Origin of the sequence: Peribacillus sp. AS_2, from assembly GCF_026891895.1 — a bacterium.
Classification (GTDB): Bacteria; Bacillota; Bacilli; order Bacillales; family DSM-1321; genus Peribacillus; species Peribacillus frigoritolerans.
This window is the reverse complement of the sequence record NZ_JAPTGA010000009.1, coordinates 196,338-210,181: the sequence shown is the minus strand read 5'-3', so window position 1 is coordinate 210,181 and position 13,844 is coordinate 196,338. Positions and strand designations below refer to the sequence as shown.

The window sequence follows — 13,844 nt, the reverse complement described above, 5'->3', positions numbered from 1 at the left end:
AGACCAAAGGTTATTATACAATACCCGCTACCGAAAAGTCCCCCATTTAGACAAATTTTCTTTCTTTTATCGGTTTTAACCAACCGTATTTTTCATGTTCAAAATCAATGGCCAGAAAACTCGCTTCATATTTTCGAATACTTTCAAAGAAAGCCGTTTCCGCTTCATAGTCTCCTTCAGCTTCAAGAGTAATGGAATCATTCTGAATGATTAAAACGGCTTTACTTGATCCGTTTGTTTTTTCTAAATAGTATTTTCCATTTTGAGTCCAATAATTCATCTTTTTTTGCAAACGTTGTTCAATAGCTAACTGCAACTGGATAATCGGGACTTTTTTGGTGACATATTCGATTTGTTTTTGCAAAATACTCTTTAGTCTGCCCCTTGCTTGAATATATTCCAAAAACAAATTGAAAAATAGCTTTTCTCTTCCATAATAATGATGGGCAAATTCATCTTCGATTAAATAAATTTGATAGGTTCTCATCAGCCAATGCCTCCTAGCTTTCCTATTTTGGTACGAAACATCTAACCACCAGCACCCTGTCCACTATTTTCCACTATTGATGACTTTCCCCTTTAACTGACACATTTAAACGAAATTTATTTATTCTCATTATATATTGACAAACAAAAAGTATATGTTGTTTGCTGGAGAAATTTTCTTCTTTTTTTGTCGAATGGAAGATTTCCTTTAGTATAGAAGCACATTCAATATGAAATAGGACTCTTTTGATAAAAAAACTGACACCAATCTAGTTGGTGTCAGTTCCGCATTATTGTTATTTAAGCATTTCTTTAACAAGAGCAACTACATTTTCTACAGTGAAACCGAATTCCTCCATGATTTTACCGCCTGGTGCAGAAGCTCCAAAATGATTGATGGCCAATATTTCACCCTCATCACCTGCATAACGATCCCAGCCAAACGGTGAAGCCACTTCGATAGCTAAACGTTTTTTCACTGCCGGATTGATTACGCTTTGTTTATATTCTTTTGATTGAGTTTCAAATCGGTCCCATGATGGCATGCTGATTACCGCAACATCAATTCCTTCGTTCGCTAAAGCTTCCTGTGCTTTAACAGCCAAGTTCACTTCGGAACCAGTCGCAAGAAGTAATGCATCGGCTACTTCTTTCTTAGAAGCAGAGATGATGTAAGCACCTTTTGAAACACCTTCATACGCAGTTTCGGAAGTGCCTTTTATTGTTGGCAATCCTTGACGAGTCAGTACAAGAGCAGTTGGTTTATTTGTAGACTCCATAGCCACTTTCCAGGCTGCTGCCGTTTCATTGCCATCAGCTGGACGGATTACCCCTAGGTTAGGCATTGCGCGCAATGATGCTAATTGTTCGATTGGCTCATGAGTCGGTCCGTCTTCCCCTACAGCAATGCTGTCATGGGTGAACACATAATTAACAGGCAGTCCCATCAGTGCTGCCATTCTTATGGCAGGACGTAGATAATCAGAGAATACGAAGAATGTTCCTCCATATACTTTTAAGCCACCATGAAGTGCCATTCCATTTAAAGCAGCACCCATAGCGAATTCACGTACACCGAACCATATATTACGGCCACTGTAATTACCAGGTAATAGATCTGTCTCACCTTTGATGGCAGTATTATTAGACCCGGCTAAATCCGCAGAACCCCCAATGAAGCTAGGGACCTTTTTGGCGATCGCATTCAGTACTTCACCACTTGAAGCACGGGAAGCTAATGTCTTACCTTCTTCATAGACTGGAATTTCCTGATCCCATTCAGCAGGCAGTTCACCTTTAATTGCAAGCTCTAATTGCTGTGCTAACTCAGGATGTGCTTCTTTGTAATTTTTAAATAATTCATTCCAAGCTTCTTCTTTTTGAGCTCCTGCATCAACAACAGCTTCATTGAAGTGTGAATACACTTCTTCAGGTACATGGAAGTCCTTTTCGAATGTCCATTTGTATGCTTCTTTTGTCAATTTAAGCTCATCTGCACCAAGCGGAGCGCCGTGAACTGCAGATTTACCTGAACGATTTGGTGAACCGTAACCGATAACCGTTTTCACTTCGATTAATGTTGGACGTGCTTCGTCGGTTTTCGCTTCTTCAATCGCTTTAGCAATTTCCTGAAGATCATTGCCATCCTCAACGCGGATATATTGCCATCCATAAGATTTGAACCGGTCTGCTACGCTTTCACTAAATGATTGACTTAAGTCGCCGTCAAGGGAAATATCATTAGAATCATATAAAACAACAAGTCTTCCCAGTTGTAGATGTCCAGCTAATGAAGCGGCTTCTGCAGAAACACCTTCCATTAAATCTCCATCCCCACAAATGCTATATGTATAATGATCGACCACATTATAAGAATCGCGGTTATAGCTTTCTGCCAAGTGACGTTCTGCCATTGCCATTCCGACTGCCATTGCGATACCTTGTCCAAGCGGCCCGGTAGTTGCATCCACACCAGCCGTATGTCCGAATTCAGGATGTCCTGGAGTTTTACTGCCCCATTGACGGAAGCTTTTCAAATCATCGATAGATAAGCCATAGCCTGATAAATGAAGAAGGCTGTATAACAGCATGGAACCATGTCCAGCTGAAAGAACAAAGCGATCTCTATTAAACCAATCTGGATTTTTCGGGTTATGGTTCATATATTCGGTCCATAGTTTATACGCCATTGGCGCTGCACCCATTGGCATACCCGGATGGCCGGAATTAGCCTTTTCAATTGCATCAATTGATAATGTACGAATCGTATTGATAGAAAGTGCATCTAATTTATCTAACATATTGTAAAAACATCCCTTCCTGTAATGTACCTCTTTATATTATAGTGACAAGCATAATATCACAACTAAAATCACTATTTAATGCCCCAATATTACAATTTTCTAGGAATAAGAAGTCACCTATTTAGATTAAACTAAATAGGAGAATACATACATGAATGCACTCTCTTTTTACTCCAAAATGCCAAAGAATCCTCAAATGGAATATTCCATCAGAAGAATCCAAGCATTAATGTAAATTTCGTTTTTCTTTTATATTTTTTATCTTTTGAGGAGTGACGTCATTACCCTCTGGATCCACGACTTTCACATGCTCCAACGTGTCGGACATGGATTTTCTGAATGTTTCCAAATACTCACTTCTCAATTGTGTTTGCTCTTTCGCTTCAACTTCCGTCAAGCCTTCACCCTTTGCCTTTTTAGAAAGTTCATTTATACGGGCTATTTTTTCTTTTGATAACATAATTTCGCTCCTTCATAATCTGCGGATATTGTCATGGTATTAAAAAAAAAGCGAAATTACAAGTTCTATGATTTACTTTCCTTTGTATTCATTTGATGTTCGAGAAAACGCCTGTTCACAGTAGCCTTAGATACATTGTATCCAAAGCCCCTTAATGTGGCTGCGATTTCCGAGAATGTTAACCCATTGGCACGCAGTTTAATAATTTCTTCAATAGGAATCTCCATACGGTCCCTTCCAGTGGAATTCCTTTGATTCTGAAGATTTTTTTGAGGACGGTACCCTTTTTCAACGGCTCTCATCATTCCGCGCTTTATTTTAAGATTATGTAGTTTCCTTTGATATTCTTCTACAATGCCCACTATCTGAATGACCATGGCATCCGAATCCGATAACTCCAGCTCCCCATCGTGTGAGAGCGTATAAATTTTCACATCTTCTTTAAGGATGACATGGAAAAGGGCTATTTTGGCATTCCCTCTTCCCAGTCTTGTTTCATCCTGGATTAATAGCACTTCAGCTTCTTTGGTTTTAAATAGTTCGAGCATGTCAAAAATGCCATCCCGATTCAACTCATAACCACTTGCCTGTTCTTTTATAATGGAGACAACTTCCACATCCATCTTTTCAGCCAATTTGACTAATTCATCTTCCTGCCTTGCCAATGATGTTTCCTGTGACTCTTTTTCGGTGCTGACCCTACAATAGATTACCGCCTTCATAATACCCTACCTTTACTACTTACTGCTCACTGGCCAAATTCTGGACAAGTTCTTCCCCTTTAACCGGTATGACAATGACTTGTCCAGGCTTTATCGAATCTGCACTGACTCCATTATTCTCTTCTATCCAACCAATGAATTCTTTTTTTGTCAAATTTGATTCTTCATATTCTTCGGCAATTCCCCATAGGGTGTCACCCTCGCCTACTTCTATAGAAAGGAAATCCTTTTTTTGATCATTGTTCAATGTACAAGAGAATAAAATTGAAAAGATGAATACTGATCCCGCTAATAGAATCGTATAAATATAATTTTTGTATAATTTTTTCATGATAATCCCTCCAAAGCGAATGTTCGTTCGTATGTTATGATCAAATTATAATACGAACGTTTGTTTCAGTCAACAACAAATTCGAACTTATGTTTGTATAGAGATGGGGGCCATGCTATAATGTAGCAAAGAACATTGGGGAAGAGGTGCACAAATGACAAAACTATCAAAACGGCAGCAAGATATTCTTGATTTCATTAAAGAAGAGGTCCGCCAAAAAGGGTATCCGCCTTCCGTACGGGAGATTGGCGAAGCAGTGGGACTTGCATCAAGTTCAACAGTACACGGACATTTATCCCGCCTGGAAAGTAAAGGCCTTATTAGACGTGACCCAACCAAGCCAAGGGCCATTGAAATAATGAATTTGGAAGAAGCGAACAATATTCCCAAAGTCAATGTCGTGAACGTGCCGTTACTTGGAAAAGTAACAGCGGGCATGCCGATAACGGCCATTGAGAACATTGAAGAATACTTTCCGCTTCCCGAAAGCATGGTTCCACATGATGACCATGTATTCATGCTGGAAATCATGGGTGAAAGTATGATAGAAGCAGGAATTCATGATGGAGATTATGTCATCGTGAAACAACAAAGCAGTGCCAATAATGGAGATATCGTCGTGGCGATGACGGAAGATGATGAAGCCACTGTAAAACGATTCTTTAAGGAACCGGATTACATAAGGCTTCAGCCTGAGAACTCAAATATGGAACCAATTATTTTACGAGATGTTTCGATACTTGGAAAAGTAATAGGCTTATATAGACAAATACACTAAAAGCGCTTCCCGCGCTTTTTTTGTTTGTTTAATTTATGTCCAGAATTCTCTCAATATGCATATGGAAGAGTAGATATTGAAATATTTTTTAATAGAATCTAGTTTCATGCGAATTTAAACATCCTTTATAAGGGATGAAAGTTACTATCGCCTTTCTCGTAATATGTACTTTGGAAAAAAGCTCATTGAAATCACTTTAATAAGGTTTAGATCGACCAAGTCATTCCACTGTTGAATCTGCACTTGTTGACAACCATTTGCAGGTGCAGGGAAAAAAATACATATATTTATTTTCCCCTGATAACAAACCTCCAACCATATCCTTCAGAGACCCGTTGAATTAATACTTCAATAAGTAATTACGACCTGGCTGTTTCCATTGGCTGAATTACCATCTCCCTAGTTACCCGTACCATCAAAAAAATGCCTCCTCAACTAAGAGAAGGCATTTCGTTATTTCTCAATATAGACCGAACGAATCAGCGTCCGGGTTCTTTCAGTACCATCCACATTTTTTTCCTTAACATCTATTGTTACATTATAAACACCTGACTTAGGTACTTCTGGAAGGGTGCCAGTAAAATTTTCAGTATCCATTGCCTTAATTGAGTTTTTTTCACTAATTTTATTACCGGTTTCATCTATCAGATGAACCAAAAATGTTGTACTGATTGGTCTTTTTTTATCATTCATTGGATTCTTTATTAAAAATTTTGCATCTTTTTGCTTAACTTTACCGGCCATACTTAATGTAATGGGATTCTTTTCGTTAAATTGTGCTGTGAACAGGAAGGCGTCTTTTGGCGATTTAGTCTTCATTCGTACTTTCCAGTCACCAATTTCAAGGTTATTTCTGTAGAATGATTGGATGGTTGCACCATTAAAAAAGGAAGCTTCATTTTTGGCTGAATGAACCTTTAAGGAAGGTGAATACTTTTTATTGGATGGAGAAATCAATTCAACCTCGACATCATTTGAGGCTGTATATATGCTTATATTACCTGGGGCAGTTTCATTTACATGGAAGCTTTGTTCGACCCAGACATTTTGTTTCAGGACATCACCCAGAACGGTTTGAGCGAGTGCTGTTGTAATGACATCATCTTCAACTCGTTCTTTATAATTGACATGATATGCAGGAATCCCAGCGGTGGATGTGCTTTTTAAATAGGGTTCAATTCTTGAAAATACAGCTGAGCCAACTCGAATATTGTCGTGATCAAAGTTGGGATCCGTAAATAAATGTGTTGCATAGGGTATTTTTGTACTCCATACATTCACCAGCCCATCATTTTCCCCATATGATGATAAATATTGTCCCCCCATTGATAAGGCTGATAGTACCGGGCCTCTGTTCATACCTGCCACAGTGAAATACAAGTTTTTACGAGAGTTGATATGGTTATCCGTGACAGAACGAAATTCAGCCATTTTACCAACTTGTAAAGAATAAGTTCCCTCATCTTTTTGACCTAATAAGGAACCAAGCCAGCCCGCATACCAGCTATAAGCCAAATCAGCTAAGTGAGAACCATGATGTGGGGAAGCTAAAGTGATCACCCTTCCAACATATTGGTGTGCTCCATAGTGGACTAGAGCCGCTTGGGTGTCTGGGCCCCCTTTGCTGTGAGCTATAATATTTACTTTTTTGCCCCCGAAATGGTTACTGATTTCTGAAAGCATTTGAGCTAAAAGCCTTCCATTGGCATATTGGCTCACTGACCCATTTCCAGCTGAATCATGAAGCTGAACAAAAACCGTTTGGTAGCCAGCTTCATACGCTTTGGTATACATATCATTGACACCATGATAATCCGTTTCGCCATACCAGCTGGTTGAACTGCCGTTTTTCCCTTGAACAAACACGATCGGTGGTTTGTTTGTATCAAGATTGGGAGGAATACTTCCAAGAAACCAATCCCCTGGACTGAAAGTTTCGGAGGGCGGGTTCAATTTTCCTGCTGAGGAAATGTCTGGTTTTGCCATAAATAATATGGTTAGAATGAGCACAAGAAAAACGACATAATTGATTACATTCCCTTTCAAGGGTTATCTCCTCCAATATCATCTGGAATTTTTTTGAACTCATCCAATTACCAATGCCCAGCTTCCATAGCCTTCATTAGTATATAATTGTACGTTTGCATACCATTACCTGCTATCTTCATAAAGATGGGAGAAAAAAACTAGAAGAAGTTTCATTTATAATAGAGAAAAAGTATGAAGATTTGACTTCCATTCATTTATGTATGTGTCTTTTTCATTTTATGAAGACGTGCTTTGGAGAAAACGGAATGCTGCCAATTCACGAAAATAGAGAACAAGCCCTTATCCTGCATAGGATAAGGGCTTGTTCATCCAGATTAACTTTTCCTTCGAATTTGCCATTGTCCATTTGCTCCTATTCATGGTGTTCAGAAGTCCGCCCTAAACATTAAGTAAATAATTTTCTTTAACGGCAATTGGCTGTCATTATTGGAATCTCAGTAACAATCGTATATTTGCACAAGAAGATTGGATTTGTACACCTTTTACTCCATGCACGTATTTTACAAATGTTCTAATGTCAGAAGCTCCTATGCAACTTCAAAAGAATTATTTTCCCTTTCCTCTTTGTTCCCCCTTTCCATCGTTACTTGAATCTTGTCCTATGGGAGTCAGGATTGTATGGATTCAAATGGCCACTCTGTTGAGGAAATGCTGGTTCAATTGAATTTTTAACTACATTTAAAGTGTAGGTCAGGGTCAAAAAAAATGATATCGTCAATCGAGAATCCTACACATTCAGCAAATAAATAAGCCTTATCGATTCGCAAAGGAATCTTATATTGCTCATAGTCAATGTAAGTCCTCTTGGCCATCTTCAGCACTTTAGCCATTTCATCTTGAGTTAATCCTTTATACTTCCTGGCTTGTTTAAGTGTGAACTTAACGCTTGTCATATCTTGTCACCCCCTATCTAAAAAAATAATATCACACTTGAAGTATAGTTACCAACATTTTTTCGCAAAATTCACGCACTTTTCGTTTACTCACTTTCACTCATAGTGTATATTCAAGTAAGAGGTGAAGAAATATGCACATTGGTGAACGGATTAAAATGTTAAGAAAAGAAAGAAAAATGACACAAGAAGATTTGGCAAAAGTATTAAAAGTAGCTCCTACGGCAGTATCAGCTTGGGAATCCGGACGGAATAAACCTTTAATGGATAAATTGAGCATGATGTCCACTTGTTTTGAAATACCGCTATCCCACCTCATTGAAGGAGCGCCTATCGTTAGAAATAATCCTGGAATGGAATTCCTAAATGAAAAAAATGTAAGATTAATTGGTGTCTACGGAAATATCCCCGCTGGAGAGCCTAATTTCACCAACGAATATATAGAAGCGTATATGCCGACATTAAATTCGATGCTTAAATCGGATAAAGAATATTTTTTCCTTAGAGTGAATGGCAATAGCATGAATAAAGAATTCAGAGACGGATCATTGATTCTCGTTGAAAAAACAACCTACCTTGATAACGGGAAAATTGGAGTGGTCTTGGTAAATGGACACGATGCCACGGTCAAAAAAGTGAGAATCAATGAAGAAAACATCATACTCACTCCCTGCAGCACGGATCCTTTTTATGAAGAAAAAACCTATAACATAAAAAATGATAGAGTCCGTATTTTAGGAAAAGTGGTTCAAGCCATTAAAATATACGATTAATATCCAACTCGAGGGTTTCTTACGGTAAGAAAGTAAAATAAATGAATAATTAGCAGCCATACATAGATTCAATTCTTTCAGTTTATCAACTTAATTGCTGCTGCATTTTAGGTACAAGCCATCATGGTTTGTGCTTTTTAGTATTGTCTTTTTATTTGTCTTTACATAAAATCCATTTAAATTTGTGTCAGCCCATAAAAAAAAAGGCATACCTTACATACGGAAGGACCGAATCAGGACGGCAGAATGTAGAGTTTTTCATTACATGTATATTCCTTCTCAAAAAGGCCCCTCTCTTTTTGAGAAGGGCTTACTGTGTGGTGCTTCTAAAAGGATAAATAATTATTAATTATTCATTTCACCCGCAGTTTCTGGTTAACCGTAATGGTGTACTGACTGTCAAGACCGTTCCAATCTTTAATTTGCTGAACCGTACTGCCATAAGAATTGCTTAAGGAATATACTGTATCCCCACTAACGACAGTGTGGTATACAGCTGTACTTTTCTTAGTTAGATTGAAGCATTTAACTAAACCGTTTACATGTCCGCGAGCCAGTGATTCGATAAAGGATGACGTTTTCAACTTTGCTGCGTCATTAACATTATCGATAAATCCATTTTCAGTCAGGAGTGCAGGCATGTCCGTTTCACGGAGTACATGTAAATCTCCTGTTTTTTGTCCTCTGTCCTGGATGTTGATAAGCTTCATGACCTCTGAATGAATATGATCTTGATACGTTTTCGTTATCTGGTTAGTAGACGTATAAATGTAATCCTCGTACCCGGTTCCGCCGCCTGCATTAATGTGGATGGAGAGAAAAAAGTCAGCTCCCCACGCGTTCGCTGCATTCGTACGATCGTTTAAAGTGGGGAAGGTATCTTGGGTCCTGCTCATTTTCACAGAAACGTTATTATATTCTATCAATAAGATGTCTTTAATTCGGGTTGCAATGTTTAAAGTTAAATCCTTTTCTCTCAATCCATTTCCGACCGATCCTGAATCCGTACCGCCATGGCCGGGATCAATAAATACTTTCACCATTTCTATCACCTCTATTAATCTTATGTTACGTATTAACAAATGCTTGTACACATAACTATCGGATTAAAGAAATTCTGCCGTTCTCAAAAAAAAAACACCCCCTAAAGGCGAAGTGGCATTATATGATGTCATTCGCCCAATGGTGGGGAATTCTTTGAAAAAGACTTTCTCTATTTTTTTACTTCGCATCAGGAATTTTTGGAGAATAAGCCATCTATAATCTAAGGAACAAGGAGATTGAGGAATATTTAAAAAAGTCAACATTAACACAAATTTATCGGTTTTTGGTTTGCCGTTTCCACTATTATTATATTGTAGCGTCCCTTTCGTAGTTTCCACTTTATATTTTTCTAATTTCAATGTCTGCACACCTCACTATTAACGTGTGTAACAAGATATTGGTCTCATTTATAAAAATTGCTAAATGGAATCTTTGAATTTTTTACGAAAGCTATAGAAAATGATCATGTGAACTTTCATTCCTAAACATTGTAGGGATTCTAAAAGGAGAGATTGTATGATAAATGAATATGATAAGTTTGAACAATTAGTTAAAAAGTTGGATCAAGGAAACAAGCTAATTCGCGCATGGGAATTAATGGGCGGGATTTCTGCAAATGTGACAGGACTGGAAATATTACAATCGTCAGGGCGGATCGTAAAAATGATCGTTCGTCAGCATGGTGATAATGACTTGAAACGGAATCCAAATATTGCTTCATTTGAACACAAGCTCTTAGGGATATTGAAAGCTGCCTGTTTGCCTGTACCAATGCCCTATTACTTTGAGCAATCCTGCGAGATATTTTCCAAGCCATGCATACTTATCGAGTTTATTGAGGGTAAGTCAGAATTCACCCCCTCAAATCTTAATGATCATATCTTGCAATTGGCAATCAATCTAGCAAAAATCCATCGTGTTAATTGTGCAGATCTATCTTTATCATTCATGCCTAAACTGGAAAATACATATGTCGAGATGTTAAATAATAAAGATAGGGTAATCCTGGACGAAACATTAAATTTGAGCTTGATTAGAGATTTGCTGAAATCCTCCATGCCGCTACCCTCCATGAATAAGGAAGTGATTCTTCATGGTGATTATTGGCCAGGAAATATATTATGGAAAGAGGATACACTAGTTTCCATAATTGATTGGGAAGACTCTGGTTTAGGGGACCCTTTGACTGATCTTGCCAATAGTCAACTCGAAATTTTATATCATTTTGGAATGCAAGCGATGAATGACTTCACCAATCGATATAAATCCATGATGCCAGAGGTGAATTTTACAAACCTACCCTTCTGGCAATTATTTGCCGCATTGCGGTTATCTACATTTCCCGAATGGGGCTTGGAAAAAAGCAAGGAAAATATCTGGCGGAAAAGACACAAGTCATTTGTTTGTGAAGCGATTAACCGAATGCGGTAAATTAATGTTTATTCATTTTTTTTGAAAATGATTGAAGGATCTTATATGCCCGTAATTTTTGATAAAGGCATTTATACCAGTCCCTTTATCATTTATTTTCATAAACTAATAATGACTTTCAAAAAAAAACCCAGGAGGTGTTTACATGTATAATAAGCCCTGGGGGCATCCGAAAGGCGGTCAATGTCCACCACAATATTGCCCAACTCATAGAATGCCCACTCAATATAATCCATCTCAAACCTCCCCGACCAAGCAATATGTTAAAACCAATGTCATTAACACTGTTATTCCCGTTTTTCACCCGACACATACAACAACCGTGAATAAACACTTCAACACCTATATACCTCATACCCGAAGTATCGTAAAGGAGTGTTATTCACAAAGTTTTGTTTGTGGAGTACCTCAACGCCCCAGTTATTCGAGGAGAATGTTAAGATATTAATTAAAAAAACCCCGAATTGGGGTTTTTATTAATTCCTTCAACCTTTTGAATTGAGTTACAAAGGATTTACAACTGTCTGAATGCAAACTCCCTATACTTTTTAAAATTTTGTTTCTTATAAAACTCTTTTGCTGCCATGTTTTCAAACCAATAATCCAGTTCTATTAAATCTATATCATTCTTTTTAGCAATATCATAGACCTCATTCATTAGTTTTTTACCGTAACCTTTATGGGTTTGACCTTCAATGATACTAAGCTGATGCACATATACTGATTTATACTCATTTTTAAAAGCACTTTCAGGATAGTTTTTAATTTCAATCCATGCGTAACCAATTGGCACTTCATGATCTTTTAAAACTAGAAAAACAAAATTATCATTTTCAACCAAATTTTTAAAAGTTTCTTTCATTGCATTATAATTATATTCCTTAAAATACTTAGGATATAGTTTTGCATGCAGATTGTGAACATTTCGATTTAATTTTGCAATTACTTCATGATCCCTGGATTGACTTACATACATAATTATCCCCCCTGCCTATACTATATTACAATCAAGCAACGTCCACACTCCAAAAACAATCCTAGCCACTATTTGAAAAGTTAATTCGGGAAGCCAAAAAAATCAGGTCCATATTTCAAACGCTTCGCCACCACAAGCTGCTGGCTATGGATCTTAGAGAACTTGCCTAAATGAAGGAACATTAATCTTATAAAATCAGATGGAGCTTCTGATAAAACGCTTACGGCTTATCCGAAAGCCAAACTTGTCTGCCGCTGGCTTTCTTAAGGCAATCTATGAATTGTACTTACTATAAGGAATCCTATTTTCATAGGATAACGTCAGCCAAGTGAAAAAGAGGTATCGGAAACGGTTATGAGCGAATAAAATATTACGGAGAAAGTCTTCTAAATGTCCTTGCATATGTAATAGTTGAATATGTGAGTTCAAGCACGATAAAACACGATCCTTCCTTCTTGAAAGCGGATAAGGATCATGAGCTTTACAACTTAAAGTCGTGACCCTTTCCTTCCTGCACGGTTTGATTTTGTACATTCGAAATACGTGATATGAAGGGTGCTAGTACACTCTAAAAGTGGTTACCTATTTCGCACTAGGGAACATTGTTTAAACGCCAATATGGATGATATTCCGTTGATTTTTTCACAGTTGGGTATACCTTAAAACGGAGCCATATAATCATGCCGGATTAACCAAAGACTTTTGTTAAGCTTTGATTTAAGGGTCTTTAGTTGAATAAGTAGTAAAAAGGGGTCTTCATAAAAAAGACCCCTTTTCACTTGCCGATAACATCTGATTATATTAACTAAAGACTATGCACTATAGTGGGATACCTAGAATAGTGGGAAAATGATCTATTCGCCGCAGACTAGGAATCCTAAACCTATTAAAGTTGTGGCTAATATAGATGAAATACGGATTCTAAGTGTAGCTACGTCATCAATTTCAGTGACTAAAAAGAATTGACCATTAGCTTCTAAGATACAAGGTGATTGCATTCTTTCTTCCCCCTTACTATAAAAAGATATGATAGTATATGAAAGATATATAAAAGTGTAATAGTTTAATAGTTGATTTTAATAGAGGATAATCATTAGATTTCGATGTTATTTGCCTTAGGGGATTGCTTTTGTAGGTTAAAAGTGCGGGGACACTAAAAAAAACACATAAAGCGCAACTGCTTCCGGGAAAAACTTCAGCTTGATCCCTTTGCGTTTAGTAGTTGAGCTTCCTCTTAAAGGAGTATTTTGCCATAGTATATGAAATTTTAGCAGTTGGATGTACAATTCCACTTCTTGCGCCAATAAGTGAAACCTCCCCGTTCTTAGGAAAAACAATTGGCGGTCAAGGTTACCTTCTTGGAGCGTTCCTAAATGGACATAAAAGAAATACATCCTACTAACAAACCAATAGTGAGTATTTTGCTATTGGTGGATCACATGAATATTATATATTCTATCGAGGTATATCTTAAAATAAACTATGTCTTTACAGAGGTTCTTCAGACTGTCGACAGGTTTTTCCATTCAATGGATGGACGGATGTATTTGGCTAGATGAAAGGTTCTACCTTTACCTTCGAAATCAAGTTGCCGGCCT

Annotated in this window: 15 protein-coding genes; 4 read left to right on the top strand and 11 right to left on the bottom strand. The window is 37.5% G+C overall.

Annotated features, from left to right (window positions below; translation table 11 throughout):
* Window positions 1-46 precede the first annotated feature (46 nt).
* From sirA to yneA, 5 genes are all read right to left on the bottom strand, one after another.
* Window positions 47-487: a sporulation inhibitor of replication protein SirA gene (sirA, locus tag OTG27_RS17460; RefSeq protein WP_034312935.1), complete on the bottom strand. Its 441-nt coding sequence runs from the start codon at window positions 485-487 to the stop codon at window positions 47-49.
* A gap of 295 nt (window positions 488-782) precedes the next feature.
* Complete coding sequence (gene tkt, locus OTG27_RS17455; protein WP_057276125.1) at window positions 783-2,786, bottom strand: transketolase; 2,004 nt, start codon at window positions 2,784-2,786, stop codon at window positions 783-785.
* A 229-nt stretch (window positions 2,787-3,015) separates the two neighbouring features.
* Window positions 3,016-3,249 carry a DUF896 domain-containing protein gene (locus OTG27_RS17450; RefSeq protein WP_034312941.1) on the bottom strand — a complete coding sequence of 78 codons (234 nt, stop codon included), beginning with the start codon at window positions 3,247-3,249 and terminating at the stop codon, window positions 3,016-3,018.
* A 65-nt stretch (window positions 3,250-3,314) separates the two neighbouring features.
* Entirely contained in the window at window positions 3,315-3,971 is a 657-nt protein-coding gene (locus OTG27_RS17445) for a YneB family resolvase-like protein (RefSeq protein WP_034312943.1), read from the bottom strand.
* Between the two features lie 19 nt (window positions 3,972-3,990).
* A complete protein-coding gene (yneA, locus tag OTG27_RS17440) occupies window positions 3,991-4,302 on the bottom strand; it encodes a cell division suppressor protein YneA (protein WP_082854661.1) in 312 nt (103 codons plus the stop codon).
* Window positions 4,303-4,456: 154 nt separating this feature from the next.
* Between yneA and lexA the strand changes: the two genes are divergently transcribed.
* Window positions 4,457-5,080 carry a transcriptional repressor LexA gene (lexA, locus tag OTG27_RS17435; protein WP_034312948.1) on the top strand — a complete coding sequence of 208 codons (624 nt, stop codon included), beginning with the start codon at window positions 4,457-4,459 and terminating at the stop codon, window positions 5,078-5,080.
* 453 nt (window positions 5,081-5,533) lie between these two features.
* Here the strand turns inward: lexA and OTG27_RS17430 are convergent, their stop codons facing one another.
* Both OTG27_RS17430 and OTG27_RS17425 read right to left on the bottom strand, forming a co-directional pair.
* Window positions 5,534-7,066: an esterase/lipase family protein gene (locus tag OTG27_RS17430; protein WP_268937597.1), complete on the bottom strand. Its 1,533-nt coding sequence runs from the start codon at window positions 7,064-7,066 to the stop codon at window positions 5,534-5,536.
* Window positions 7,067-7,797: 731 nt separating this feature from the next.
* Window positions 7,798-8,022 carry a helix-turn-helix transcriptional regulator gene (locus OTG27_RS17425; RefSeq protein WP_034312951.1) on the bottom strand — a complete coding sequence of 75 codons (225 nt, stop codon included), beginning with the start codon at window positions 8,020-8,022 and terminating at the stop codon, window positions 7,798-7,800.
* A gap of 134 nt (window positions 8,023-8,156) precedes the next feature.
* Here OTG27_RS17425 and OTG27_RS17420 point away from each other — a divergent pair, with 134 nt between their 5' ends.
* Window positions 8,157-8,795 (top strand): LexA family protein, encoded by a 639-nt coding sequence (locus OTG27_RS17420; protein ID WP_052137445.1) that lies wholly within the window; start codon window positions 8,157-8,159, stop codon window positions 8,793-8,795.
* A 353-nt stretch (window positions 8,796-9,148) separates the two neighbouring features.
* On the opposite strand, the gene OTG27_RS17415 is transcribed toward OTG27_RS17420, so the two are convergent.
* Window positions 9,149-9,838 carry an N-acetylmuramoyl-L-alanine amidase family protein gene (locus OTG27_RS17415; protein WP_268564486.1) on the bottom strand — a complete coding sequence of 230 codons (690 nt, stop codon included), beginning with the start codon at window positions 9,836-9,838 and terminating at the stop codon, window positions 9,149-9,151.
* Window positions 9,839-9,901: 63 nt separating this feature from the next.
* The gene (locus OTG27_RS17410; RefSeq protein ID WP_268937568.1) at window positions 9,902-10,198 is read right to left on the bottom strand and encodes a hypothetical protein; all 297 of its coding nucleotides are present in this window, start codon (window positions 10,196-10,198) and stop codon (window positions 9,902-9,904) included.
* A gap of 157 nt (window positions 10,199-10,355) precedes the next feature.
* On the opposite strand from OTG27_RS17410, the gene OTG27_RS17405 reads away from it, so the two are divergent.
* On the top strand, window positions 10,356-11,270 hold the full coding sequence (locus OTG27_RS17405; protein ID WP_268937567.1) for an aminoglycoside phosphotransferase family protein: 915 nt from the start codon (window positions 10,356-10,358) through the stop codon (window positions 11,268-11,270).
* A 145-nt stretch (window positions 11,271-11,415) separates the two neighbouring features.
* Window positions 11,416-11,718, top strand: a complete 303-nt coding sequence (locus tag OTG27_RS17400) for a CotD family spore coat protein (RefSeq protein ID WP_307730110.1) — start codon at window positions 11,416-11,418, stop codon at window positions 11,716-11,718.
* A gap of 66 nt (window positions 11,719-11,784) precedes the next feature.
* Here OTG27_RS17400 and OTG27_RS17395 read toward each other — a convergent pair whose 3' ends face one another.
* A complete protein-coding gene (locus tag OTG27_RS17395) occupies window positions 11,785-12,246 on the bottom strand; it encodes a GNAT family N-acetyltransferase (protein ID WP_268937566.1) in 462 nt (153 codons plus the stop codon).
* An 854-nt stretch (window positions 12,247-13,100) separates the two neighbouring features.
* Window positions 13,101-13,244 (bottom strand): DUF3956 family protein, encoded by a 144-nt coding sequence (locus OTG27_RS17390; RefSeq protein WP_268937565.1) that lies wholly within the window; start codon window positions 13,242-13,244, stop codon window positions 13,101-13,103.
* Window positions 13,245-13,844: the final 600 nt, after the last annotated feature.

What these genes read in the sequence shown, in the direction of transcription:
- sirA (WP_034312935.1), bottom strand. Translation starts at nt 487, where the DNA reads ATGAGAACCTATCAAATTTATTTAATCGAAGATGAATTTGCCCATCAT.
- tkt (WP_057276125.1), bottom strand. Translation starts at nt 2,786, where the DNA reads ATGTTAGATAAATTAGATGCACTTTCTATCAATACGATTCGTACATTA.
- OTG27_RS17450 (WP_034312941.1), bottom strand. Translation starts at nt 3,249, where the DNA reads ATGTTATCAAAAGAAAAAATAGCCCGTATAAATGAACTTTCTAAAAAG.
- OTG27_RS17445 (WP_034312943.1), bottom strand. Translation starts at nt 3,971, where the DNA reads ATGAAGGCGGTAATCTATTGTAGGGTCAGCACCGAAAAAGAGTCACAG.
- yneA (WP_082854661.1), bottom strand. Translation starts at nt 4,302, where the DNA reads ATGAAAAAATTATACAAAAATTATATTTATACGATTCTATTAGCGGGA.
- lexA (WP_034312948.1), top strand. Translation starts at nt 4,457, where the DNA reads ATGACAAAACTATCAAAACGGCAGCAAGATATTCTTGATTTCATTAAA.
- OTG27_RS17430 (WP_268937597.1), bottom strand. Translation starts at nt 7,066, where the DNA reads ATGGCAAAACCAGACATTTCCTCAGCAGGAAAATTGAACCCGCCCTCC.
- OTG27_RS17425 (WP_034312951.1), bottom strand. Translation starts at nt 8,022, where the DNA reads ATGACAAGCGTTAAGTTCACACTTAAACAAGCCAGGAAGTATAAAGGA.
- OTG27_RS17420 (WP_052137445.1), top strand. Translation starts at nt 8,157, where the DNA reads ATGCACATTGGTGAACGGATTAAAATGTTAAGAAAAGAAAGAAAAATG.
- OTG27_RS17415 (WP_268564486.1), bottom strand. Translation starts at nt 9,838, where the DNA reads ATGGTGAAAGTATTTATTGATCCCGGCCATGGCGGTACGGATTCAGGA.
- OTG27_RS17405 (WP_268937567.1), top strand. Translation starts at nt 10,356, where the DNA reads ATGATAAATGAATATGATAAGTTTGAACAATTAGTTAAAAAGTTGGAT.
- OTG27_RS17400 (WP_307730110.1), top strand. Translation starts at nt 11,416, where the DNA reads ATGTATAATAAGCCCTGGGGGCATCCGAAAGGCGGTCAATGTCCACCA.
- OTG27_RS17395 (WP_268937566.1), bottom strand. Translation starts at nt 12,246, where the DNA reads ATGTATGTAAGTCAATCCAGGGATCATGAAGTAATTGCAAAATTAAAT.
- OTG27_RS17390 (WP_268937565.1), bottom strand. Translation starts at nt 13,244, where the DNA reads ATGCAATCACCTTGTATCTTAGAAGCTAATGGTCAATTCTTTTTAGTC.